This window comes from Campylobacter sp. RM6914 (assembly GCF_004803835.1).
In the GTDB taxonomy this organism is placed as follows: Bacteria; Campylobacterota; Campylobacteria; order Campylobacterales; family Campylobacteraceae; genus Campylobacter_A; species Campylobacter_A californiensis.
In genome coordinates, this window is sequence record NZ_CP012545.1 from 1,629,787 (window position 1) to 1,654,020 (window position 24,234).

The 24,234-nt window shown below is 38.5% G+C and carries 20 protein-coding genes, 3 tRNA genes and 3 rRNA genes; 5 read left to right on the forward strand and 21 right to left on the reverse strand.

Features of this window, described 5'->3' with window-relative positions; genetic code table 11:
* Nucleotides 1–8 precede the first annotated feature (8 nt).
* Entirely contained in the window at nucleotides 9–818 is an 810-nt protein-coding gene (locus tag CCAL_RS08425; protein ID WP_170015971.1) for a M48 family metallopeptidase, read from the forward strand.
* A 23-nt stretch (nucleotides 819–841) separates the two neighbouring features.
* Here the strand turns inward: CCAL_RS08425 and CCAL_RS08430 are convergent, their stop codons facing one another.
* From CCAL_RS08430 to CCAL_RS08480, 11 genes are all read right to left on the reverse strand, one after another.
* Entirely contained in the window at nucleotides 842–2,059 is a 1,218-nt protein-coding gene (locus CCAL_RS08430) for a hypothetical protein (RefSeq protein ID WP_170015973.1), read from the reverse strand.
* Between the two features lie 9 nt (nucleotides 2,060–2,068).
* A complete protein-coding gene (locus tag CCAL_RS08435) occupies nucleotides 2,069–2,335 on the reverse strand; it encodes an HP0495 family protein (RefSeq protein ID WP_169972034.1) in 267 nt (88 codons plus the stop codon).
* Nucleotides 2,313–2,783, reverse strand: coding sequence for a cyclic pyranopterin monophosphate synthase MoaC (gene moaC / locus CCAL_RS08440; protein ID WP_169972035.1), 471 nt, complete (start codon nucleotides 2,781–2,783; stop codon nucleotides 2,313–2,315). The genes CCAL_RS08435 and moaC overlap by 23 nt, the downstream gene beginning before the upstream one ends.
* Before the next feature lie 242 nt (nucleotides 2,784–3,025).
* Nucleotides 3,026–4,006, reverse strand: a complete 981-nt coding sequence (locus CCAL_RS08445; protein ID WP_172285147.1) for an alpha/beta hydrolase — start codon at nucleotides 4,004–4,006, stop codon at nucleotides 3,026–3,028.
* 710 nt (nucleotides 4,007–4,716) lie between these two features.
* On the reverse strand, nucleotides 4,717–5,166 hold the full coding sequence (locus tag CCAL_RS09590; protein ID WP_169938844.1) for a helix-hairpin-helix domain-containing protein: 450 nt from the start codon (nucleotides 5,164–5,166) through the stop codon (nucleotides 4,717–4,719).
* 842 nt (nucleotides 5,167–6,008) lie between these two features.
* A 5S ribosomal RNA gene (gene rrf / locus CCAL_RS08455) occupies nucleotides 6,009–6,127 on the reverse strand.
* A 129-nt stretch (nucleotides 6,128–6,256) separates the two neighbouring features.
* Nucleotides 6,257–9,163: ribosomal RNA gene (locus CCAL_RS08460) — 23S ribosomal RNA — on the reverse strand.
* A gap of 520 nt (nucleotides 9,164–9,683) precedes the next feature.
* Nucleotides 9,684–9,760, reverse strand: a tRNA-Ile gene (locus tag CCAL_RS08465).
* Nucleotides 9,761–9,776: 16 nt separating this feature from the next.
* Nucleotides 9,777–9,852: transfer RNA gene (locus CCAL_RS08470), tRNA-Ala, on the reverse strand.
* Nucleotides 9,853–10,009: 157 nt separating this feature from the next.
* A 16S ribosomal RNA gene (locus CCAL_RS08475) occupies nucleotides 10,010–11,520 on the reverse strand.
* The 16S, 23S and 5S rRNA genes sit together here with 3 tRNA genes alongside, the layout of an rRNA operon.
* 477 nt (nucleotides 11,521–11,997) lie before the next feature.
* Nucleotides 11,998–12,085, reverse strand: a tRNA-Ser gene (locus tag CCAL_RS08480).
* Nucleotides 12,086–12,332: 247 nt separating this feature from the next.
* Here CCAL_RS08480 and CCAL_RS08485 point away from each other — a divergent pair.
* Genes CCAL_RS08485 through CCAL_RS08500 form a run of 4 tightly spaced genes read left to right on the forward strand, consistent with a single transcriptional unit; the run spans nucleotide 12,333 to nucleotide 15,983 of the window.
* Nucleotides 12,333–13,337, forward strand: coding sequence for an ABC transporter permease (locus CCAL_RS08485; RefSeq protein ID WP_170016430.1), 1,005 nt, complete (start codon nucleotides 12,333–12,335; stop codon nucleotides 13,335–13,337).
* On the forward strand, nucleotides 13,334–14,296 hold the full coding sequence (locus CCAL_RS08490) for an iron chelate uptake ABC transporter family permease subunit (RefSeq protein WP_170016428.1): 963 nt from the start codon (nucleotides 13,334–13,336) through the stop codon (nucleotides 14,294–14,296). The genes CCAL_RS08485 and CCAL_RS08490 overlap by 4 nt, the downstream gene beginning before the upstream one ends.
* Nucleotides 14,293–15,045 (forward strand): iron ABC transporter ATP-binding protein, encoded by a 753-nt coding sequence (locus tag CCAL_RS08495; protein ID WP_170016426.1) that lies wholly within the window; start codon nucleotides 14,293–14,295, stop codon nucleotides 15,043–15,045. Before CCAL_RS08490 ends, CCAL_RS08495 begins: the two co-directional genes overlap by 4 nt.
* A 17-nt stretch (nucleotides 15,046–15,062) precedes the next feature.
* Complete coding sequence (locus tag CCAL_RS08500) at nucleotides 15,063–15,983, forward strand: siderophore ABC transporter substrate-binding protein (protein WP_170016425.1); 921 nt, start codon at nucleotides 15,063–15,065, stop codon at nucleotides 15,981–15,983.
* A 37-nt stretch (nucleotides 15,984–16,020) separates the two neighbouring features.
* On the opposite strand, the gene CCAL_RS08505 is transcribed toward CCAL_RS08500, so the two are convergent.
* The 10 genes from CCAL_RS08505 to rplQ all read right to left on the reverse strand — a co-directional run bounded on the left by CCAL_RS08505 (nucleotide 16,021) and on the right by rplQ (nucleotide 24,229).
* A complete protein-coding gene (locus CCAL_RS08505; RefSeq protein ID WP_169938210.1) occupies nucleotides 16,021–16,815 on the reverse strand; it encodes an undecaprenyl-diphosphate phosphatase in 795 nt (264 codons plus the stop codon).
* A 22-nt stretch (nucleotides 16,816–16,837) separates the two neighbouring features.
* Nucleotides 16,838–18,751: a transketolase gene (gene tkt, locus CCAL_RS08510; protein ID WP_170016423.1), complete on the reverse strand. Its 1,914-nt coding sequence runs from the start codon at nucleotides 18,749–18,751 to the stop codon at nucleotides 16,838–16,840.
* A 3-nt stretch (nucleotides 18,752–18,754) separates the two neighbouring features.
* Nucleotides 18,755–19,657, reverse strand: a complete 903-nt coding sequence (locus CCAL_RS08515; protein WP_170016421.1) for a polyprenyl synthetase family protein — start codon at nucleotides 19,655–19,657, stop codon at nucleotides 18,755–18,757.
* Nucleotides 19,654–20,751, reverse strand: coding sequence for a DUF7488 domain-containing protein (locus tag CCAL_RS08520; RefSeq protein ID WP_170016419.1), 1,098 nt, complete (start codon nucleotides 20,749–20,751; stop codon nucleotides 19,654–19,656). The genes CCAL_RS08515 and CCAL_RS08520 overlap by 4 nt, the downstream gene beginning before the upstream one ends.
* A 10-nt stretch (nucleotides 20,752–20,761) precedes the next feature.
* On the reverse strand, nucleotides 20,762–21,073 hold the full coding sequence (locus tag CCAL_RS08525) for a YbaB/EbfC family nucleoid-associated protein (RefSeq protein WP_170000428.1): 312 nt from the start codon (nucleotides 21,071–21,073) through the stop codon (nucleotides 20,762–20,764).
* A gap of 98 nt (nucleotides 21,074–21,171) precedes the next feature.
* On the reverse strand, nucleotides 21,172–21,516 hold the full coding sequence (gene panD, locus CCAL_RS08530; RefSeq protein ID WP_170000429.1) for an aspartate 1-decarboxylase: 345 nt from the start codon (nucleotides 21,514–21,516) through the stop codon (nucleotides 21,172–21,174).
* Between the two features lie 14 nt (nucleotides 21,517–21,530).
* Nucleotides 21,531–22,817: a UDP-N-acetylmuramoyl-L-alanyl-D-glutamate--2,6-diaminopimelate ligase gene (locus CCAL_RS08535; protein ID WP_172285148.1), complete on the reverse strand. Its 1,287-nt coding sequence runs from the start codon at nucleotides 22,815–22,817 to the stop codon at nucleotides 21,531–21,533.
* A complete protein-coding gene (locus CCAL_RS08540) occupies nucleotides 22,795–23,349 on the reverse strand; it encodes a histidine kinase (protein WP_170016415.1) in 555 nt (184 codons plus the stop codon). Before CCAL_RS08540 ends, CCAL_RS08535 begins: the two co-directional genes overlap by 23 nt.
* Complete coding sequence (locus CCAL_RS08545) at nucleotides 23,342–23,611, reverse strand: NifU family protein (RefSeq protein WP_169972369.1); 270 nt, start codon at nucleotides 23,609–23,611, stop codon at nucleotides 23,342–23,344. Before CCAL_RS08545 ends, CCAL_RS08540 begins: the two co-directional genes overlap by 8 nt.
* Before the next feature lie 261 nt (nucleotides 23,612–23,872).
* A complete protein-coding gene (gene rplQ, locus CCAL_RS08550) occupies nucleotides 23,873–24,229 on the reverse strand; it encodes a 50S ribosomal protein L17 (protein WP_169938228.1) in 357 nt (118 codons plus the stop codon).
* Nucleotides 24,230–24,234: the final 5 nt, after the last annotated feature.

The following is a 24,234-nucleotide window of genomic DNA, read 5'->3' on the forward strand; positions in this document are numbered from 1 at the left end:
AGAACACGATGAGAAAAATTTTACTTACTTTATGTGCAGTTTTAACGCTTTTTACAGGCTGTTTTACAAGCTCTACAGGCGCTGGCACAGTTGGAGCAGACCGAAAACAACTGCTTTTAATATCAGCTGCGGTTATGGACGAGAGTGCGGCGCAAGCTTACGTTAAAACCTTAAGCAGTGCAAAAACAAAAGGAACTTTAAACATAGACCCGGTTCTAACAAAACGTGTTCAAAATATCTCAAAAAGACTAATCGCCCAAACAGGCGTGTTTAGACAAGACGCGTTAAAATGGAACTGGCAAGCAAACGTCATAAACGAAGACACACTAAACGCATGGTGTATGCCCGGGGGTCGCATAGTGGTTTATAGCGGACTTATCACAAAACTAAGTCTAAATGACGCACAAATCGCAGCCGTAGTCGGACACGAGATAGCTCATGCCCTACGAGAACACAGTCGTGAGCAAGCAAGCCACGATCAACTTAAAAATATAGGAATTTTTGCCATATCGCAAGCCGCAGGGCTTGGTGACGTTGGAGCACAAGCTCTAAATATCGCAACACAATACACTATAACACTACCTTTTTCTCGCTCTCACGAAACCGAAGCCGACCATATAGGCACGGAACTAATGGCAAGAGCCGGATATGATCCAAATGAAGCAGTTAAAGTCTGGGAAAAGATGAGCAAGATAGGCGCTTCAGGAGGCGTGCCTGAAATTTTAAGCACTCACCCGTCAAACGAAAGTCGTATAAAAGACTTGCAAGAGATAGCCAAAAAACTAGAGCCTTTATATCTTGCAAGTAGTAAAAAATAAGCCAAAAGGCGGACTTTACCGCCTTACTCTTTATCTTTTTTGATATTAGACAAAAAGTCTTTAGCCGCCTTGTAAGCTCTATCTCCAAATTTCTTAGCCTCGGCTTTTATGTCCATTTGCTTTAGCTCTTCAAATTTCTCATTTGCCTTTTTCTCAAAGTCGGCTATCTTTTCGCCACTATCAAATTCGCTTTTAAATTTCTTACTTCGCTCGTTAAATTCGTTTTTAATATCGTTAAATTTCTCATTTGCCGCGTTTACAAGCGAGGTAATGTTTGGATTTGACTTGATCTCTTCGATACGGTTTCTTATCTCTTCGCTTGCTTGCTCACTCATGCGTTTAAGCCTTGCGAAATTTGTATCAAGTTCGGTATTTAAAATGTTATAAATTTCATTTTTAGCCGAACCGTCTGAAATATCGTCTATATGCCTAAGCATGGCGATAAAGTCCTCATCGATCTTATCAAGCTGCGCTAGTTCACTGTTTAGTTTTAGCTCATCAGGGGCAAATTTGTTTTCATCTTTTAGCTTTTCTATAGCTTTTAAAATTCCCTCCTTTGCGCCATTTACCGAGCCGTCAACCAACTCTTTTGAAAATATATGACCCTCGTTTGCGACTTCACAAGCTGCAACGATGATGGTTTTTGAAATTTCAAGCATTCTGTTTTTGCTAAATTCACCGCCCAATATAGCAACATAAGTCATATTTTTAGCTATTTGCAAGATGGTATCATTTACGTCCTCTGCTCTTTCTATCGTCGTTAAAAATGCACTTTGAGCGCTTTCTTTTAAAATTCCAAGCATTCTAGTTTCGCGGATTATCGCGTTATTTAATAAATTTAATATCTCTTCTTTGCCCTCAAAATCATTTTTAGCAACTACCTCTTCGGCAGTTTCAAAAGATAATTTCAAAGTATTTTTTATCTCTTCTTGTTTTAATTTTATAGCATTTAAAATTTCATCCCTTTTATCATAAAGCGCAAAAAGCTCATCTTCTTTATCGCCAACAAGAGCTTGATTTAGCCCTTCCATGGCATTTTTTAAATTTTTAGCGCTTGCTAAATTTTCCTCTTGCAAGCTTAACAAAACTTCACTCATCTTTGTTTGCAAAGCGTCTTTTAGCTCTCCGCTTTTAACCCCTTTAACGTCTTTGCAGTATTCAAAAGCAAGGGATTTCATACTTGTTAATAGCCCATCGCTGTCTTTATAAATTTTTAAATTACTTTTTAGTTTTTCGATCATTTTTTGCTCCTATAAAACAAATTTTGCACTATGTTTTAGTGCTGAAAATATCTCAAGTCTTTCCTCATCGCCAAAAACAAGAACATTTACGTTATAGCTTGCGTATTTTTTATCTTTGCTAAATTTAGAAAAAACGAGCTTGTGTTCCCTGTTGCCAACTATATCCAAAACTCTCTTTTTCACATCATCTTTTGCGTCAAATATAACCTTGTATTCCCAAAATACAGGATAACTTATGGTTGGTTTTTGATTATTAATGTCGCATATACTCGCCACTTTTACCTCCGCTCTTACTCTCAAGCACGATATCTGTTATTTGCATCGTTTTATCTATCGCCTTTATCATGTCATATATCGCAAGAAGTCCTATGCTAACACCGGTAAGTGCTTCCATCTCAACACCGGTTTTGCCGTTTATCTTCACGCTAACATATAATTTAAATGCATTTATGTCGCCAAGCTCTTCTATGTCACAGTCGATCCCGCTTATAAGCAGAGGATGACACATCGGTATAAGCTCACTTGTCTTTTTCGCACCCATTATAGCGGCGATAACGGCAGTTTGAAGCACTGGACCTTTTTTGCCGGTATTTTCTTTAACGGCGTCAAAAGCCTCTTTGCTCATTTTTATGACGCCGCTTGCTTTTGCTATCCTAAGAGTCGGCTCTTTTGGACTAACATCAACCATTTTTGGACGATTTTTCTCATCTAAATGTGTAAGCATTGTTATCCTTAATTTAGTTTTTGGAATTATAACAAAGAAAGTTAAAAAGAGGGTATAAAAGCAAAAGCCCCCTTGGGGGAAATGGGGGCTTAATTGCTACAAAAAGGAGGTTTTCTTATTCGGACAAGGAAATAATACTATCTTGGTCTAAATTTAAAAACAACTTATTGTTAATAAAACATAATATGTCCGATTTTACTTTTGAAATTTCCAATTTATCCATCGCATTCATGTTTGTAAATTTATCTCTTTAAATTTTCATCTAAAAATTTAATGATGATATTTGAAATTTCATCCTGCACCCACTCGACTCCACCGTGATCCGCGCCCTTTATGATATAAAGCTTGCTTTGCACTCCTGCTTTTAGCAAAGCTTCATGCATGAGTTCTGACTGATTTGGCGACACACGCCTATCTTTATCTCCGACCATTATAAGAAAAGGCGGTGTGTTTTTATTTATATAAGTTATTGGATTAGCAGCGGTTGCGCGTTTAGGATATTGAAGTATACTGCCGCTGGTTCTTGAATTTGTAGCCATACCGTTTAGCCATATAGCCTCAGGTGCGCTGGCTGAGTAATGCTCTTCTTCAAGCTCTTTTTCATATCCGTATCCGATTTTATTAAGGTCAGATAAGCCGTATATATCAATAACCGCTTTAACATCACTTTTTTGATCTAAATTTTCGCCATCTTCAAATTCTTTTAGTCCATTTGTAGTGCCGGTTATCGCGGCTAAATATCCACCCGCAGAATTGCCCATAACAGCTATATGCTCCGGATCTATGCCAAAACACTTGTGGTTCGCTCGTAAAAACCTAATAGCGCTTTTCACATCCATCAATGGCTTGGGAAATGTTACTTCTGGGGCAACGCGATACTCGATACTTGCCACAACATATCCTGCCTCGGCTAATGCCATACGGTTTTGCAAAAATTTAGATTTGTTTGAAGACACAAACCCGCCTCCCGGCACAAACACAACAGTCGGTAAAAGCTCCTTACTAACAGGCTTAATTATATCCATCTCGAGAGCTTTGTTCTTATATCCGTAAATCGGAGGCTGTGCATAAACTAAATTTGATATCATTTCAATTTCTGATTTTTCTATCTTAACATCTATAACTTCGGTATCTTTGTGATTTATGGATAGCGTTTGCGCATTAAGTGACAAACAAGGCATCATCACAACAAACAACATTAAACATTTTAAATACGACTTCATTTCATCTCCTTACATTAAATTATATTTATGTTTATCTTTTTAGCTAAACCTTTTTACTATATAACCAAATTTACTTAACCCACCCCACAAACCATAAAAATACCTAAACTATATATCTGTCTTATTTGTTTTATCCCCCCCCCCACATAACCCATAAGAGAAATACCTTTTTACCGTCTCTCTTATAATCTCTCTTATAATCTTGCCTCTTTCTAATCTCTTTATAATTACGCACTTGCTCATAACTACATAGCATATAGCCATTAAAAGCCTTAGACTTCTAGCACATCTAAAAATACTTAATGCCATTGTTAAACCCAGGTAAATATCTTGCGCAAATAAATAAAAACAAGGATAAATAAATTTAGACCCTCTTTTTATTTATTTATTTATTTAAGTGTAAAGCCTTATTTACTTTGATGATATATGGTATTGACTTCATGATTAAATTTATTAAACTATAAAAACCTTACATATGCCATCTCTAGTAACTAGGCACTGTTTATTAAGCGGTATTTTTTAAAGACTAGTGATATAAAAGAGAAACATAAAGATTAGCACTAAAAAAGCAAAGAGCTAAGCAATTTATGATTTTTCCTGCTTTTATTTATCTCTTGCTTTTGTCCTACTTTAAATTTCTCTATTTTATTATAATGTTTTGTGTATTTATTTTACTCTTAATCTACTTATTTTGTTTAAGCTTTATGCTCTTACTTACTTATTTCCTCTTTGGCCTTCTCTTTTACCTTATCCTTGGCACTGCTTTTAATATCTTTTATCTCACTGCCTTTCTTGCTTGCATTATCTTTTGTCTTACCGGTTTTATTGTTAATATCCTCTTTTAGCTCTTTAGTCTTTTTGGCTGACTTATCTTTTATCTCTTTTACCTTAGGTTGCACTGTCGTCTTACCAGATACTGATATATCATCTTTTAAATTCTCATATGTCTTATCGCCTATGCCACTAATGTTTTTAATATCCTCTATAGAGTTAAATTTATTAGCCTTTCTATACTCTATAATAGCCTCGGCCTTACTCTCGCCTATACCGTTTAAACTCATTAGTTCATCTTTGGTGGCCGTATTTAAATTTATAACGGCAAATGCCTGAGTAGCTAGTAGCGCTAAAGATAGTAGAGTTGATTTAAAAGATAGTTTCATTGTTTTCCTTTGATTTAAGATTGAATTTGATTATAACTTAGTAGGGTAAACGCTTGTTTTACAATACATATAAAGAATAAATTTAATATAAAAAATATGAATATCTAAGATGGGAAATTTATGTTTACCACACCGCTCTTTTAGTTTTGAAAAAGCTCTCACTTATCTATATTTACCGCTAAATTTAACTAGATACTTTTTAGCATTTGTTTGCCGTTAAAATTCTTATTTGTTTAAAATATATACACAAGCTTACTTTTGGATTTATATTATTTATGATATTTTACCTGTCTTTATATTTATACAAATATATTTCAATTTTCTCTAAATTTAGCCTCTAAAATTCCACGAGGTATTATATACTTATTTTTAACTTCACTGCGTTAGTTGCTTTTAGAGAACATAAGTAAAACCATAAATTAAAACTCATTGTTTAGAGCTTAAGTTAAATTAAGCCTAATTTTATACACAAGAAGAAAAACATACACGAAAAATAAAAACAAGCTATCTATTTATCACACCATAGCTTTGGATAACTCCTGTCACATCTAAAGAAGAGTATATAGCATTCATTAAGACCGCCAAGGTTAAATTTATAAGAGCAAAAGATAGTAGACACAAAAGTAATCCGTCTATCACAATAAAACAAAGATAACAATAAAGATAATAAAGAGAAAGAAAAACCACAATAAATAAAAAGCAGTATCATAAAAGATATAAAGCATTAAAGATAGATGTTTTAATTATATGTTTATATAAGTTAAAATCTTAGTTGGTTTAGATCTAATATTAGGTAGTTTAAGATTTTGTATTTGGATAATAAGTAGTAGAATAATTAACAAAGCTCGCAGCGACTTACTTTCCCGACATCCCAGTAAGGGAGAGTATCATCAGCCAGGACGAGCTTAGCTTCTTGGTTCGAGATGGAGCAAGGCGTTTCCTCGTCTGTATAGCCACGAGCAGTGTTAAATAAAGGATTAGTGATTAATCTCTTATTTAACACTGTAGTGATATTTTGTTAAGAGTAAAGCATGTTTATAAAAACATTCTTCTTACTAAGGTTTTATCCTTAACAAGGAAGTGATGCTTAAAAGATAAGCAAACGAGCTATTAGTACTGGTCAGCTAAATGACTTTCATCAATTACACACCCAGCCTATCAAACTAGTAGTCTACTAGAGCTCTTAAAAGAAGATTCATCTTGGAGTTGGCTTCGAGCTTAGATGCTTTCAGCTCTTATCACATCCCAACGTAGCTACTGAGCGATGCCCTTGGCAGGACAACTCATACACCAGTGGTTGGTTCAACCCGGTCCTCTCGTACTAGGGTCAACTCTCCTCAATCTTCTTACGCCCACGGCAGATAGGGACCGAACTGTCTCACGACGTTCTGAACCCAGCTCGCGTACCGCTTTAAATGGCGAACAGCCATACCCTTGGGACCTGCTCCAGCCCCAGGATGCGATGAGCCGACATCGAGGTGCCAAACCTCCCCGTCGATGTGAGCTCTTGGGGGAGATCAGCCTGTTATCCCCGGGGTACCTTTTATCCTTTGAGCGATGGCCCTTCCACACAGAACCACCGGATCACTAAGACCGACTTTCGTCTCTGCTTGACATGTATGTCTCGCAGTTAAGCTGGCTTATACCTTTATACTCTACGAACGATTTCCAACCGTTCTGAGCCAACCTTTGTAAGCCTCCGTTACATTTTGGGAGGCGACCGCCCCAGTCAAACTACCCACCAGACATTGTCCTACTTACGGATAACGTAAGCTAGTTAGCTATCAGAATAAAGAAGAGTGGTATCTCAACAATGGCTCATATACAACTGGCGTCATATACTCAAAGCCTCCCACCTATCCTGCACATCTTTATCCCAATAGCAGTGTCAAGCTGTAGTAAAGGTCCACGGGGTCTTTCCGTCTTGCCGCGGGTAGGAGGAATTTTCACCTCCACTACAATTTCACTGGATCCCTCTTCGAGACAGCTCCCATCTCGTTACGCCATTCATGCAGGTCGGTATTTAACCGACAAGGAATTTCGCTACCTTAGGACCGTTATAGTTACGGCCGCCGTTTACTCGGGCTTCGATCAAATGCTTCGATTGCTCTAACATCATCAATTAACCTTCGAGCACCGGGCAGGCGTCACACCCTATACATCCTCTTACGAGTTAGCAGAGTGCTGTGTTTTTGGTAAACAGTCGGGAGGGACTCTTTGTTGTAACCTTCAATGCTTACGGAGTAAATCCTTCACAAAGTTAGGCACACCTTATACCGAAGATACGGTGCTATTTTGCAGAGTTCCTTGAAGAGAGTTCTTCCACGCGCCTTAGAATACTCATCCCACCCACCTGTGTCGGTTTACGGTACGGGCAACATTATCTAAACTTAGAAACTTTTCTTGGCTCGACAGTATCAGCAATTCACACGCTGTTCCGAAGAACTTTGTGTGCCTGTAGGGTCTCGGCTTAAAAAGATCCGGATTTGCCTGGATCTTAACCTACACCTTTCGACTAGCACTTCCATCCGCTAGCTTGCTTAACTCTAAGCGTCCTTCCATCGCACAATAATGTTGGCATTGGAATATTAACCAATTTTCCATCGCATACCCCTTTCGGACTTTGCTTAGGACCCGGCTAACCCTACGATGACGAGCATCGCGTAGGAAACCTTGGGTTTACGGCGTTGGGGATTCTCACCCCAATTATCGCTACTCATGCCTGCATGCTCACTTGCATCCGCTCCAGTACTCCTTACCGGTATACCTTCAACGCTGAATGCAACGCTCTCCTACCACTTAGTAAAACTAAGTCTAAAGCTTCGGTACTCATTTTAGCCCCGTTATATTTTCCGCGCAGAATCACTAGACCAGTGAGCTATTACGCTTTCTTTAAAGGATGGCTGCTTCTAAGCCAACCTCCTGGTTGTTTCAGTAACTCCACATCGTTTTCCACTTAAATGAGATTTAGGGACCTTAGCTGTTAGTCTGGGTTGTTCCCCTCTCGACGACGGATTTTATCACTCGCCGCCTGACTGCCATGATTACACACTAGGTATTCGGAGTTTGATAGGGTTTGGTACATTGGTGTATGCCCTAGCCCATTCAGTGCTCTACCCCCTAGTGTTACTACATGACGCTATACCTAAATATATTTCGGAGAGAACCAGCTATCACGATGTTTGATTGGCCTTTCACCCCTATCCACAAGTCATCCCATAGCTTTTCAACGCTAGCGGGTTCGGTCCTCCACTGGTTCTTACACCAGTTTCAACCTGCTCATGGATAGATCACATCGTTTCGGGTCTGCAACATCTGACTAAACGCCCTATTAAGACTCGCTTTCGCTACGGCTCCGGGTTTCCTTAACCTCGCCAGACATCACAACTCGCAGGCTCATTATGCAAAAGGCAGTCCATCACCCTGATAAATCATAGGGCTCTGAATGATTGTAAGTAAATGGTTTCAGGTTCTATTTCACTCTGATCACCTCAGTTCTTTTCACCTTTCCCTCACGGTACTTGTGCGCTATCGGTCTAGTAGTAGTATTTAGGGTTGGATCGTGGTCGACCCAGCTTCAGACAGGATATCACGTGTCCCGCCCTACTCAGGATACTGCTAAGTAAAACAAAGTTTTCATATACGGGGGTATCACCCTCTACGCCTAAGCTTTCCAGCTTATTCTATTAACTAAGTTTAGTCTATGTTGCAGTCCTACAACCCCGTTAGTAAACTAACGGTTTGCCCTCTTACGCGTTCGCTCGCCGCTACTAGCGTAATCTCTATTGATTTCTCTTCCTGTTGGTACTAAGATGTTTCAATTCCCAACGTTCGCTCCATTATATGGTAACTGACATCGCTATCAGTTGGGTTGCCCCATTCGGAAATACCCGGATCAAAGCCCCTTGACGGCTCCCCGAGTCTTATCGCAGCCTGGCACGTCCTTCGTCGCCTCTACTAGCCAAGGCATCCACCACTTACTCTTAGTAGCTTACCTTTTTTAGTATATATTATATTCTAATTCGCATCACTTCCTTGCTAAAGATAACCACCTATACTTCGCAAAGTAGCAAAGCTACTTTTTACGACAAGGAGTATAAATACTCCCTTGACCCACCTAAAGCACACCGCTTCTTACTGAAGCGCCGTAAATTTAGAATCAAGCTTTATAGTTTTTAGTTATTACATCTAGTATCTTAAACTCCAAGACGGAAAGCATTGACAGATAGTATAGATAAGTTTTAAATCCTATAGTATCTTGTGATGTCAAACTTCTGCAATTTAATGCAATGAGTTTAGATATCTAAATCTTTAACAAGTCCTGTAAAATTGTTTTTATTAAAACTTGCTTGTGACTCTTAACAATAATAAATAAAAGAACATTAGATTAAAAAATCTAAATCAAATTTTTGAAATTTAAAAACTTGATTTAGATTTCATAAGCCGATAAACTATTTAAGCACAATCTATTAAATTGGGGATGTGATTATAGCTAATAAATCTTATAATAATCTTTATGGTGGGCCTAACAAGACTTGAACTTGTGACCTCACCCTTATCAGGGGTGCACTCTAACCAGCTGAGCTATAGGCCCTCTTTAATAAAAAATCTGGTGGAGAATAGCGGGATCGAACCGCTGACCTCCTGCGTGCAAAGCAGGCGCTCTCCCAGCTGAGCTAATTCCCCATATTATCTATCTAATCTAAAACTAGAAAGATAAATCTTTATTAGCCGTCAATCTTTCAAAACTAAACAAGGATCGATTGAGTAAATACTAAGGTTAGTTAGTATTTAAATTTTCCTTTGATGAATATCTTGTGAGAGAATATTCATTGTACTCTAGAAAGGAGGTGATCCAACCGCAGGTTCTCCTACGGTTACCTTGTTACGACTTCACCCCAGTCGCTGATTCCACTGTGGGCGGTAGCTAGTTTAGCATTCCGACTTCGAGTGAAATCAACTCCCATGGTGTGACGGGCGGTGAGTACAAGACCCGGGAACGTATTCACCGTAGCATGGCTGATCTACGATTACTAGCGATTCCGGCTTCATGGAGTCGAGTTGCAGACTCCAATCCGAACTGGGACATATTTTATAGATTTGCTCCATCTCGCGATATTGCTTCTCATTGTATACGCCATTGTAGCACGTGTGTCGCCCCGGACATAAGGGCCATGATGACTTGACGTCGTCCACACCTTCCTCCTCCTTGCGAAGGCAGTCTCATTAGAGTGCTCGGCCGAGCCGTTAGCAACTAATGACGTGGGTTGCGCTCGTTGCGGGACTTAACCCAACATCTCACGACACGAGCTGACGACAGCCGTGCAGCACCTGTCTTAACATTTCTGCAAGCAGACACTCTTCCATCTCTGGATGATTTGTTAGATATCAAGTCCGGGTAAGGTTCTTCGCGTATCTTCGAATTAAACCACATGCTCCACCGCTTGTGCGGGTCCCCGTCTATTCCTTTGAGTTTTAATCTTGCGACCGTACTCCCCAGGCGGTATACTTAATCCGTTAGGTGCATTACTGCCATGACTAGCATAGCAACAACTAGTATACATCGTTTAGGGCGTGGACTACCAGGGTATCTAATCCTGTTTGCTCCCCACGCTTTCACGCCTTAGCGTCAGTTGAGTTCCAGCAGATCGCCTTCGCAATGGGTATTCCTGGTGATCTCTACGGATTTTACCCCTACACCACCAATTCCATCTGCCTCTCCCTCACTCTAGATTATCAGTTTCCCAAGCAGTTCTATGGTTAAGCCATAGGATTTCACAAAAGACTTGATAATCCGCCTACGCGTCCTTTACGCCCAGTGATTCCGAGTAACGCTTGCACCCCCCGTATTACCGCGGCTGCTGGCACGGAGTTAGCCGGTGCTTATTCGTTAGGTACCGTCATGGTTCTTCCCTAACAAAAGGAGTTTACGCTCCGAAAAGTGTCATCCTCCACGCGGCGTTGCTGCTTCAGGGTTTCCCCCATTGAGCAATATTCCCTACTGCTGCCTCCCGTAGGAGTCTGGACCGTGTCTCAGTTCCAGTGTGACTGATCATCCTCTCAGACCAGTTATGCGTCATAGCCTTGGTGAGCCATTACCTCACCAACTAGCTGATACAATATAGCCTCATCCCTTAGCGAAAAACTTTCCCGACTTAACTTATATTAAGAAGGAGTATAGAGTATTAGCAGTCATTTCTAACTGTTGTCCTCTACTAAGGGGCAGATTAGCTATACATTACTCACCCGTGCGCCACTAAGATTAAATAGCAAGCTACTTAATCTCCGTTCGACTTGCATGTATTAGGCACGCCGCCAGCGTTCACTCTGAGCCAGGATCAAACTCTCCATATAATTTATATGAAGTTTTTAATCTAAAAACTTTTGTTTTTTATTTATTAGTTTTAGTTTGCTAAGATAGCAAACTGGCTCAATCGATCACTTGTTTAGATTTCAAAGATTGACTAATAGTTTAACATTAATAATTTAAAAGAACAACGATAAAAAGGAAAGCTTTATTAACTCAAGAAGGTTAAAAGTGGTTTCTCTCAACTCGTGAGCTGGAATTATACAGGCATGATGCTTAAAGAAAGATTAAAAAGAGAGGGGAGATTGAAAAAAGTTGGGAAAAATTTAGAATGGGAAATTTTAGAGGAAAGATAGTGGGGTGTGCTTACATTATTATAGTGTAATTTCCATTCATATTACAAAAACCATTACATAATAATCATAAATCATCAAACAATTGACGTTTAAACCTCAAAAACATTAACTCTTAACACAAACCAACAATAAATATTGAGAAAGAAATATAAGAAAAGAATAAATCACTGGCGGATAGAGAGAGATTCGAACTCTCGGTGAGTTGCCCCACACACGCGTTCCAGGCGTGCTCCTTAAACCGCTCGGACATCTACCCTTATTTGAAGAGATGTATTATATCAAATTTTATAAGCAAAATGTTGTCTTAAAATCGATTTCATATATTTTTATATTTAAAATGAAACTAATTTTTGTTTAAACTAGATATATCCATAATGTATTAATTATAAATATTTCAACAAGATCGGTATTTAATATGAAAATAAAGTAATAAGTTTGTAAATAAAAATATTTTTTAATTAAATAAATGTTATAATCACTTTCAAAAATATTTAGGGAAAAATTTGCATTCTACTATTATTCTTGCTCTTTTACTTATTATACTTGGTATTTTTTCATTATTTGTCGGCGTGCTTGATGTGCAAATAGAAGGGATTTTAAAAGGTGATACGCAGCAGATACATACTCTGTTAGCATCACGCCTACCACGTCTTTTAGCCATAGTTTGCACCGGAGTTGGTTTGAGTGTAGCAGGTCTTATCATGCAGCAACTTTGCATGAATAAATTCGTCTCTCCGACCACTGGCGGCACGATCGCCTCGGCACAACTTGGGATATTGATAGCCCTTATCTTTATGCCGGACTCCACGCTTTACTCAAGAGCATTTTTTGCATTTTTAACCGCAATGGTAGGAACATGGATATATGTGGCTTTTATACAAACTATCAAATTTAAAGATACCGTTATGGTGGCACTTGTGGGAATAATGTTTAGCTACGTAATAGGTGGTATCACAAATTTTATCGCCTTTAAATACGATATGGTGCAAGTGCTTTCTACCTGGCTTACGGGTAGTTTTTCCCTCATACTTAGAGGCAGGTACGAGATAGTTTATATGGTAGTTCCGCTTGTCTTTGTGGCGTTTTTATTTGCAAACCACTTTAATATCGTCGGCATGGGAAGGGATTTCTCTAAAAATTTAGGCGTTCCTTATAATGTTGTGCTGTTTTTTGGACTAAGCATAGCTTCGATGCTTACCGCTTGTATCGTGGTGGTTGTGGGCACTATCTCATATATCGGTTTAATTGTGCCAAATTTGGTAACGATGTTTAAGGGCGATAAACTTCAAGGAACTCTGCTTGATACTGCTCTTTTTGGAGCTGTCTTTGTGCTTATTTGCGATCTCATCGGACGCGCACTTATCTCACCCTACGAACTTCCCATAGAGCTTATTGCCGGGATTGTAGGAAGTGCGATATTTATCGGACTTTTGATCTTTAAACTAAAAACTCCAAGAAAGCGTGTAAGACTAGCTGCAGGCAAAACACAAGAAAGTTGCCAAAAATGAAAGCTCTAGCTCATAAAAAACGCATTTTAATTCTTGTCCTGGCTACGATGATCTTTTGGGCATTTTATTTATTTTATGATATAAATTTTAAATTTTTTGAATACTATATGAGTATACGACTGCCAAAATTGGGTGCTATCCTGATTACTGCATTTTGCATAGGTGCAGCAACTCTTGTTTTTCAAACTATCATTAACAACACGATAGTAACACCTTGTCTACTTGGGATGAACTCACTTTATCTTGTCATCCATACCACGATTGTGTTTTTTCTTGGTTCGACAAGCGTCTTTGCAAGTAACAAATACATAAGCTTTTTTTGCGACCTTGTGCTTATGGGCACTATGGCTACGATAATTTATAGCTATTTGTTTCGCGTAACTAAATTTAATGTTTTATACGTTTTACTTGCAGGAACCGTTATGGCGACCTTTTTTCTATCGCTTCAAAGCACGATGGTTCGCATAATGGATCCAAACGAATACGAAACGCTTTTGGCGACCTTGGTTGCTAGTTTTAGCCACGTAAATGCCGACATTTTAGGCATTGCTTTTATTTTGGTTGTTTTTCTAACGCTTTTTTACAAAAAAGAGCTTGAGGTACTTGACGTGATAGCTCTAGGCAAAGAGCGAGCCATAAATTTAGGCGTTGACTACGACCGCGTCATATCAAAATTACTACTTGGCGTTACGCTCTTTATAGCTATAGCTACTGCTCTTGTCGGACCTATATCATTCTTAGGTCTTATAATCGCAAATTTAGCAAGACAAATTTTAAAAACATATAAACACTCCTATCTAACTCTAGCTGCGGCGCTTGTGGGCATGATAGTTTTGGTTTGTGGGCAGTTGATAGTTGAGCGAATTTTTGACCTTGCGATACCGATCTCGGTATTTGTAAATATCGCGGGAGGAATTTATTTCTTATATCTTTTACTGGCAAACAAAGGAAATCAATGAAAATCAGAAATTTAATCAAAAAATACGGCGATACGAGCGTCGTAGACGATGTTAGCCTTGATATACATCGCGGCAAGATAACATCTTTTATAGGTCCAAATGGTGCCGGTAAATCAACCATAATGCACATGATCTCACGTCTTATACCAAGCGACGGAGGAGAAATTTTACTTGACGGCAAAAATTTAAGTCACTATAAAAGCAAAGAGCTGGCTAAACACTTGGCGATATTAACGCAAAGCAACAATTTAGCGATGAAACTTACAGTTAGAGAGCTTGTGAGCTTCGGGAGATTTCCATATAGTGGCTCAAAACTAACCAAACAAGATATAGATATCGTAGATGACGCACTTTTAAAAATGCAATTAATGGAATTTGAAGATAGGTTTTTAGACGAACTTTCCGGAGGACAGCGCCAACGAGCCTTTATAGCTATGATAATTGCACAAGATACAGAATTTGTCTTGCTTGACGAGCCGACAAACAACCTTGACATCTATCACTCGATCCAGATGATGAAAAATATCAAATTTTTATCTACAAATTTAGGCAAAACAGTGATCATCGTGCTTCACGAGCTAAATTTAGCGGCGTTTTATTCGGATTATATCTGCGCTTTTAAAGACGGCAAGCTGGTCAAACATGCCCCGACAAATGAGATCATCACAAAAGAGAATTTGGCTGAAATTTATAACGTGGACTTTGAAATTTTAGACATCCACGGCAAACCGTTATCGATTTATTTTTAATTTTTTAAGGAGTATGTATGAGAAAATTTTTACTTAGTTTCGCCATTATCGGCGCTATAACAGCACTTTTTAGTGCGGATTTAGTGGAAATAAATACACTAAATGCAAAAAAGCAAAGCATAAACATAAAAGTTCCGTTAAAACCAAAACGCGTAGCAGTAATTGATCTTGCTACGCTTGATACGATCGATGCGCTCGGTTTTGGCAAAAATGTCGTTGCAATGCCAAAAGCACAAAAGATAGATTATCTATCGCGATACACAAACGATAAAAATATCATAAACATCGGCACAGCAAAAGAGATAAATATGGAAAAGCTGATGTCCGCACAGCCAGATATTATATTTATAGGTGGCAGACTACAGCCAAAATTTGACGAGCTTTCTAAGATCGCACCGGTGGTATTTTTGGAGATAAATTACGAAAAAGGTAGCTTTGAGAGCATAAAAAACAACATTTCTACGATAGCTAAAATTTTTGATGCAGATGAAAAAGCAAAAGAGAAAATTTTAGAATACGAAGCTAGACTAAATAAGATCAAAGAGCTTGCAAATGGCAAAAATGCCATCATCGGGCTGGTTACAAGCTCAAGCTTTCATACCTTAGGCAACTCGAAACGTTGCTCACTTATCACAACGGATGGAGGATTTACAAATTTGGCAAATGATATTAGTTCAACTCACGGCAACGAGTCCTCTTTTGAGCTTTTAGTAAAGCTTAACCCGCAATATCTTTTCGTGCTCGATAGAGATAGTGCCATATCAAAACCGGGCGCAAAAGTCGCTCAAGAGGTTATGGATAATGAACTTGTAAGAAAAACAAAGGCATTTAATAACGGTAAAATTTTCTATCTTTCGCCTGCACCTTGGTATCTTAGCGAGGGCGGCATAAGAGCCACTGATATCATGCTAAGCGATATCGAAAAAGCATTAAAATAATAAATTTAAGCCGGCAAAGTATCTCCTGCCGGCTCACTTATATAAAAACATAAAACAAAAACACACCCAACATCAAGCGATACACCACAAACGGCACCATGCTTGCACGAGAGATAAGCCCCATAAATAACTTCACGCAGATATACGCACTAACGGCACTTAAAACAAAGGCCAGGCCAAGATCTGTCCACTCGTAAGTTGTATTTGATTTAATAAGTTTTATCGTTTCAAGTCCTCCCGCAAGAAGTATGATAGGAATTGACATCAAAAACGAAAAATTTGCACTTGTGATTCTATTAAAACCTAAAAACAAAGCAGCCGTTATGGTAATACCCGAGCGAGAAACACCCGGGATTAAAGCTAAAGCTTGAGCTACACCTATGATAAGCGCGATTTTTATCGTGATATTTGCTTCGCTTTTAAGCCCGGGCGATTTATCGGCAAGATAGAGCATGATACCAAAAATAATAGTCGTAGTGGCTATAACAAAACCGCTTCTTGCGTATTGCTCTATCAAGTCCCCACATGCAAGACCAAAAATTCCAGCAGGTATGGTCGCAAAACCTACCGCATACACAAGCATGCTTTCGCCAACCATTTTGCGCTGTCTTATAGATGATAAAAAGTCGCTCAAAAGCTTAAAAATTCTATCTTTAAAATAAAAAAGTATAGCCACAAGCGTGCCTACATGCACAGCAACGTCAAAAGCCAAGCCCTGATCTTGCCAGCCAAATAGTTTTGGCACAAGCACAAGATGAGCGGAGCTTGATATAGGCAAAAATTCGCTTATGCCCTGCACAAGCGAAAGGATTACGATCTGAACAATGTCCATGAAACGCCTTTTAGTTTAAGCATTAATTCAACACATCTTTTACAAAGTCAGTAAGCTTCTCCGGTGTAAATCCAAAATGCTCAAACAAGGCTTCTGCCTTACCTGAAGCGCCAAAGCTCTTCATGCCGTAAACATGATCGGCAAATTTATACCACTCAAGACCGCTTGAAGCTTCAACGGCTATAACGGTTGTATTTTGATCTAAAATTTTATTTATGTATTCGCGAGGTTGTTCGCAAAGCAGGTCAAAACAAGGAGCTGAAACAACATTTACCCCGATGCCTTGCGCACATAAATCTTCGGCAGCTTTTAAACAAAGTCCTACCTCACTACCGCTTGCAATAAACGTGATCTTTGGGTCTTGTGAGTTCTTAAGTAGGTAAGCGCCATTTTTTACTTCGCCATACACACTTTTTTCAAGCGCCACAAGAGCTTGACGAGATAAGACAAATGCACTTGGGGCATTTAAATTTAAAGCTGTTTTCCAGCAAGCCACGTTTTCAACGCCGTCGGCAGGACGAAATGTATAAAAATTCGGCATAGCTCTAAACTGGCTAAGCTGTTCTATAGGCTGATGTGTAGGTCCATCTTCACCAACGCCGATACTGTCATGCGTAAATACAAAATAATGCTTTAGACTCATAAGTGCAGCAAGTCTTGCGCTCGGCTTTAGGTAGTCGCTAAATATAAAAAATGTCGCACTAAAAGGCAAGAAAAGACCATATCTTGCAAATGCGTTATTTATCGCCGCCATCGAGTGCTCACGGATACCAAAATGGATATTTTTACCGTATGGGAAATCCCCCATGCCTTTTAATTCAGTTTTGTTTGACGGAGCAAGGTCGGCGCTACCACCAATAAACCCCGCAATGGAATTTGCAATAGCATTTAAAATTTGACCGTTACTATCTCTTGTCGCCATTTTTTTACCACTAAAATCAGGGTAATTAATAGTACTAAAATCAGGCTTTAAAAGTTCATTTAAAATTTTAGCCTTATCGTCATCGAGGCTTAAAAGCTGCTTGTTCCACTCAGCTTGCGCTAAATCGCCCTTTTCAACAGCCCCTCTAAATCTCAAAAGTACATCTTCATCAACGTGAAATTTAAGTTCAGGATTAAATCCTGCGGCAATTTTTGCGGATTTGATTATCTCTTCGCCAAGTGGAGCGCCGTGGCTATGGTGGCTTCCTTCGAGTTCACCGGCTCCTTTTGCTATGCGAGTATTTGCGATGATAAGATACGGCTTGTCTTTGTTTTGAGCTTCACTAAGCGCAAATTCGATCTCGTCGTAATCATGCCCGTTAATACGCGCTACTTCAAAGCCTTGTGCTTCAAAACGAACTTTTACATCCTCGTTCCATGCTATAGCGGTATCGCCTTCGATAGTTATTGAATTTGAGTCATATATTATTACTAGGTTATCAAGACAAAGTCTGCCGGCTAGCGCACATGCCTCATAGCTTATACCTTCTTCTAAGTCGCCATCCCCGCAAAGACAGTAGACTTTATGGTTGATTATCTCATTTTGGGGCGTATTTAACACGTTTGCAGCGTATTTAGCAGCCATTGCAAAACCTACGGCATTTGCCACACCTTGACCAAGAGGACCTGTTGCCACTTCAACACCCGGAGTATGAATTTCAGGGTGTCCTGCCGTTTGTGAGCCCAATTGGCGGAAATTCTTAAGATCTTCTAGGCTAACATCATATCCGCTAAGATATAAAAAGCTATAAACCAAACTGCTTGCATGCCCGCCGCTAAAGACCAATCTATCGCGGTTTAGCCAAGTTGGATCTTTTGGGTTGTGCTTTAGATGTTTTGAAAGCACGCTCATAATATCAGCAAGCCCCATAGGCGCGCCTGGGTGTCCGCTGTTTGCCGCTTGAACCATATCGGCACATAAAAATCTTATCGTATCAGCTTGTTTTTGTAACATATTTTAACCTTTCAAATGCTTGTTTATCAAATTTTCTATCACGTCTTTTATGCCTGCTTTAAGTGACCGCAAGTCCTCTTCAACCCGCCGTATTAGCTCATTTTTACTCTCTATAGCGCCCTTGACACCGAGCAAATTTGTAAATGAATTTTTATCCGTATCATTGTTTACAGGCTTGCCTGCTTCATTCTCATCGCTTATCACATCTATGATGTCATCTTGTATCTGAAATGCAAGTCCCAAATCAAGCCCGATATTATAAATTTTTTCGCATTCAGTCTCACTTAGCTCTGCTATAACTGCAGCCATTTTTAAGCTAGCGGCGATAAGCTTTGCGGTCTTGTGTATGTGAAGAAATTTTAGTTCGTCAAGACTTAGTTTTTTATCCGTTAGACCTAGTCTTTGTTTTGCAGCTACTATGTCCTTCTTGTCGGTATTTTCATAAAAACAATCCAACGCCTGACCAAGCACCATGCCGTTAGCTCCGGCATTTTGACTTAAAATTTCAACACATTTTATCCTAACTTCGGGACTTAAATTTGAACGTGAAATTTCATAGAAAGCGTGCGTATTTAACGCATCTCCGGCAAGTATCGCCGTAACTTCGTCATACATTATGTGAAGGGTAGGTTTTCCGCGTCTTAAAGCGGCATTGTCCATAGACGGCAGATCGTCGTGTATGAGCGAATACGTATGCATCATCTCAAGCCCTAAAGCAACCCTCATAGCCTCTTGTGTTAGCTCCGGACGCAAAGCATTAACCGTGCCCAAAAGCAGCTGTGCCCTAAAATGCTTACCGCCAGCCTTTAGCATCTGCGCTAAAGCCTCTTCATAATAAGGATGAAAGCTAGGGGCTTTTGGCAAATTTTCATTTAAAAAATTTATAAAATCATCAAGCAAACTCACTTTGGCACTCTCGCAAAAAATTCAAAGTCATCTCTTGTAAAAAGCAGAAGAAAGTTTTGTTTTTCTCCTATTTTTTGTAGTAATTCGCCTCTATTTTTCACCATATCTTTATCTACTTGAAGAATTCTATCTTTTACTTTTATGCCAAAAATTTGGGCGTTTGAGTCTGGAGTAACGTGTGTTACAACCAAATTTGCATTAACCCTTATGCCATAGTCGGTTAAAATTTTATCATCACCATAAAGCTCTATATTTTCAGGCATGGCGTTTAAATTTTTTAATTTTTGACTATCTGGGATAAGAGCCTCTAAACTTTGACTAAATTTTAAATTACCAGAAACAGGAACTTCAAAAAAATACTGAGCGCCTTCGCGTTTTACTACGATATTTAGTTTTGAGCCTTTTGGCGCAAAAAGTATCATTTCATTTACTTCTCTTAGACTTTTGGGACTAACTCCGTTTATACTCACGAGCTCATCATTTACCATGAGTGCCTTTGCGCGACCGATAGGATCAACCTTTTGCACGTAAAATTTACCATCTCTTGGCTCAAAAGTCGCCCCGATATCACCATAATATACATCATCATATGCAGCGAAATGCTTTAAATACCTGTTTGGTATAAATTTGTCGGCACCAACCGTTATACCAAGCATCTTGCAGCAAGCAGTATTTAGCTCATCTGTGGCATTATGCTCAAAACTCATCGTATCAAAATCTCCCAAATTTACACCAAGAGCCTTGATGTGTCCCATTTTGCTGTTGTTGTTATCGCTTAAAACTCCTATCCATGTGCTTTTCTTAACGCGCTCATCATTTGTTTCATCAGCCATACTCGCAGGAGATAAAGTCTTGTCCGAGCGAACAAGATAAAGCTGTAAATAAGGGTCAAATTTCACATAGTTGTTTATCGGAGCCTCGCCATTTTTAGGAACAGCGATAAGATCTTTCGTGATAGCTACACCAAAGTGTTTATTCACAGAGACTATCGAGTCTTTGTTTTTTTCATAACAAGCGTTAAAGTCCTCTTGAGTAGGACGAGGATCGGCAAAGGCTACGATAGATAATACAAAAAATAAAATAAATGTTTTCAAATTTTTTACCTTATAGCTTAAGTCCGCCTAGACCGCCAAGCATCCTGCCAGCCATCGCCTTTTTATCGTCTTCTGTCATTTTTATGACGTCGTTTATGGCACTTATGAGTAAAATTTGCAAGCTCTCTTTATCCTCAAGCAAACTATCATCAATACTAATATCTAAAATTTCGCCTTTGCCGTTTGCTTTTACACTTACAAGCCCACCGCCACTCTTTGCTCCAAATTCACGTGCGCTGCTCTCGTCTTCAAATTCTTTTGCCTTTTTCTGAACTTCTTCAAGCATCGCACCCATTTTTGAAAAATCAAGACCCTCAAACATAAATTTTCCTTTTAATTTTGCCCGATTATATCAAATTTGAGCTTATATAAATTTATTTTTAAGTTTATAACGGCAATAAAATGTAAAAATTTAAACTCCTAAACTATCTCGTTTTTAGCATTGACATGAACAATGGTTGGTTTAAAATCCTTAGCCTTTTTAGCCTTTATGCTAGCGTAAGCTACGATGATAACAGTATCCCCAACACAAACTTTGCGGGCTGCTGCACCATTTAGGCATATCTCTCCATCCTTGCCGCCTGCTATCACATATGTGCTAAAGCGCTCGCCGTTATTTACGTTTAAAATTTCAACCTTTTGGAACTCACACAAATTTGCAGCCTCTATAAGCTTATCATCTATAGTTATCGAACCGACATAATTTAAATTTGCGTCGGTAACAGTAGCGCGGTGTATTTTACTAGACATTACTTCTATTCTCAATTTTAATTCCTTGTTTAAATTTTAAGCAGCTCTAAAACCGTCTCTTTATCACTAAAATGATGTTTTACGCCGTTTATCTCCTGATAGTCCTCATCGCCTTTACCAAGTATAACTAACGTATCATCTTTGTCAAGAAGATCAAGCCCGAGCTTGATGGCTTTTTTGCGATCGCTTTCAAGAATGACAGTGTTGTTCATGTTCATTCCTGCACAAATTTCATCTATGATCGTCTCGGGTTCTTCGCTACGCGGATTATCACTTGTTACGATAGAAATTTTAGCGTATTGTTGCGCTATTTTCCCCATTTTAGGTCGTTTTGTCCTATCCCTATCGCCTCCAGCACCAAAAATTACAATCAAATTTAAATGTCTAAGCGCATTTAAAACCTTTTGCATGCCGTCTGGCGTATGCGCAAAATCAACAATAACAAGCGGCTTTTGGCTAACAACTTCCATGCGACCTGCAACGCCTTTAAATTTATAAATAGCTTCTTTAAGGGATGGTATTTTTACATCCTCAAGTAGCAAAATAGCTCCGATAGCCGCCGTTAAGTTATAGAGGTTAAACTCTCCTTGGAGTGACGAAGCTAGCTCAAATTCGCCTTTTGGAGTTTTCATAAGAGCTTTTATGCCGTCTTTAAGATCGTATTTTAATGAGGCAAAATCCGAGTCTTTTTTAAGAGAGTATGTGTATGAATTTATAGGGTTAAACTCTATACCGCCCTCATCATCGATGTTTATTAGCTTTAAACTATCGTCACTTAAAAATTTACTCTTAACTTTGGCGTATTCTTGCATGCTTTTATGATAGTCAAGATGGTCTTGAGTTAAATTTGTAAAAATTTTAAGAGCAAACTTTAACCCCTCGACGCGATCTTGATCGATAGCGTGAGAGCTCACTTCCATTACAAAATACTTACAACCAAACTCATTGGCTTGCTTTAAATACTCAAGCGTTTGCAAAACCGGACTTGTTGTTAATGACTTTGCATCTATACGCTTTGAATGCAAAAATGCACCGCAAGTGCCAGAAAGCGCGGACTTGTATCCAAGTTGCATAAGTGTTTCATAGATGGCCCATGCGGTCGTAGTTTTACCATTCGTACCGGTTATGCCTATTATTTTTATATTTTCATCGATACCTAAAAGCTTTTTACACTCATCTACGCTAATAATCTTTGCGCCGTTACTTTGAGCGCTCTCTTTAAATTTAGCATTTGATTTTGTAAGCACAAAAAAACAACCACTCTCGCACTCGTTTGAATTATCGGTTACATAGCTATTTGCTAGAGAAATTTTCATTATCTTGTCTCTTTTGTATCTCTTTTAAAAGTGCACCTATGCGCTCATCTCCGCCAAACATCACTGTGGCACTCTCAAGGTAGTTCATACTCATCTCAAGAAAATTATTTTTTATCAAATTTTCTAAAAAATCCAAAAAATCATCTTTGTTTGATATTATAACCTTGGTTGAAAACATTATATTTTCAAAAACTTTTTTAAAATTTCCTTCACGCCAAACCGCTTCCATAAAATCCTCATAGCTTATGGCATCTTGCTCTTCAATATCAAAATCTGGCTCTATCTTAGACTCTAAAACTTCCAATATCTCGTCAAAATTTTCATTTGTCTTACCTAAGATATCCTTACCCATGAAATATTCAAAAAGCATTTTTGCCTCATCAGGGCGTTCGCTCGCAAGTGAGCAAAGCTGGATAAGATATAACAAGCTTTCATCTTTAGTTTGCGCATATCCAAGCGAAAAATAAGTCATCGCGTCTTCAAATTTTGACTTCTTAAAATTTTTAATCCCTAACTTTTTATAATCAATCAAATTTTACCTCTTCCCCAATAGGTATATTGACAACCTCGAGTTCAGGATGAATATCTATGCGAAGTTGGCGTTCTACACCGTATTTTAAAGTAGTTCCGCTCGCGGCACAACCATGGCAGTGTCCGGTTAGTCTTACATAAACTTTGCCATTTTTTATACCTAAAAGCTCCATACCACCGCCATCGGCTTCAAGCATAGGTAAAACTTTTTGCAAACTTATGCCAACTGGTTTTAATAATTCTTCGTCTGTAAATGGTATCATTTTAATCCTTCTATTTTTTAGATATTATACACAAAATATGAAAAATAAATTTTAAAAGAGTTGATTTTGTGGGTATTTAAGAGCAAATTATCACTTAAATTTGATATATCAAAGATGGGTTTTATATTTATTACTACAAGAAATTTAGATGATGAATTATATAAAAATTAAACTATAAATTTATAAATTGAAAGTTGTTTTTTGGATATTAAAAGATGTTTTGTAAAGGATATGAAAGAAGAGGGACGAGCCCTCTAGATATTACTCGCTAACTAGCTCTATATAAGCCATTTCGGCAGCATCGCCACGTCTAACACGAGTTTTAATTATTCTTGTATAGCCACCGTTTCTACCAACGTATTTTGGAGCTATTTCTACAACTAATTTATTTGTAGTTTCTTTATCTTGCAAGCTTGCAAAGACAGCTCTATGAGCATTAAAATCACCTTTTCTTGCTCTTGTGATAAGCTTTTCAATATAACTTCTAAGCTCTTTTGCTTTTGGTAGAGTTGTTTCTATCTTACCGCTTTTTATGATTGCAATTGCTAGATTTTTAAGCAATGCAGCGCGATGAGATGAAGTACGACCCAATTTTCTATATCCGTGTTTGTGTCTCATTTATC

Coding starts and splice junctions, on each gene's coding strand:
- CCAL_RS08425 (WP_170015971.1), top strand. CDS start 9: ATGAGAAAAATTTTACTTACTTTATGTGCAGTTTTAACGCTTTTTACA.
- CCAL_RS08430 (WP_170015973.1), bottom strand. CDS start 2,059: ATGATCGAAAAACTAAAAAGTAATTTAAAAATTTATAAAGACAGCGAT.
- moaC (WP_169972035.1), bottom strand. CDS start 2,783: ATGCTTACACATTTAGATGAGAAAAATCGTCCAAAAATGGTTGATGTT.
- CCAL_RS08445 (WP_172285147.1), bottom strand. CDS start 4,006: ATGAAGTCGTATTTAAAATGTTTAATGTTGTTTGTTGTGATGATGCCT.
- CCAL_RS09590 (WP_169938844.1), bottom strand. CDS start 5,166: ATGAAACTATCTTTTAAATCAACTCTACTATCTTTAGCGCTACTAGCT.
- CCAL_RS08490 (WP_170016428.1), top strand. CDS start 13,334: ATGAAAGCTCTAGCTCATAAAAAACGCATTTTAATTCTTGTCCTGGCT.
- CCAL_RS08495 (WP_170016426.1), top strand. CDS start 14,293: ATGAAAATCAGAAATTTAATCAAAAAATACGGCGATACGAGCGTCGTA.
- CCAL_RS08500 (WP_170016425.1), top strand. CDS start 15,063: ATGAGAAAATTTTTACTTAGTTTCGCCATTATCGGCGCTATAACAGCA.
- CCAL_RS08505 (WP_169938210.1), bottom strand. CDS start 16,815: ATGGACATTGTTCAGATCGTAATCCTTTCGCTTGTGCAGGGCATAAGC.
- tkt (WP_170016423.1), bottom strand. CDS start 18,751: ATGTTACAAAAACAAGCTGATACGATAAGATTTTTATGTGCCGATATG.
- CCAL_RS08525 (WP_170000428.1), bottom strand. CDS start 21,073: ATGTTTGAGGGTCTTGATTTTTCAAAAATGGGTGCGATGCTTGAAGAA.
- CCAL_RS08535 (WP_172285148.1), bottom strand. CDS start 22,817: ATGAAAATTTCTCTAGCAAATAGCTATGTAACCGATAATTCAAACGAG.
- CCAL_RS08545 (WP_169972369.1), bottom strand. CDS start 23,611: ATGATACCATTTACAGACGAAGAATTATTAAAACCAGTTGGCATAAGT.
- rplQ (WP_169938228.1), bottom strand. CDS start 24,229: ATGAGACACAAACACGGATATAGAAAATTGGGTCGTACTTCATCTCAT.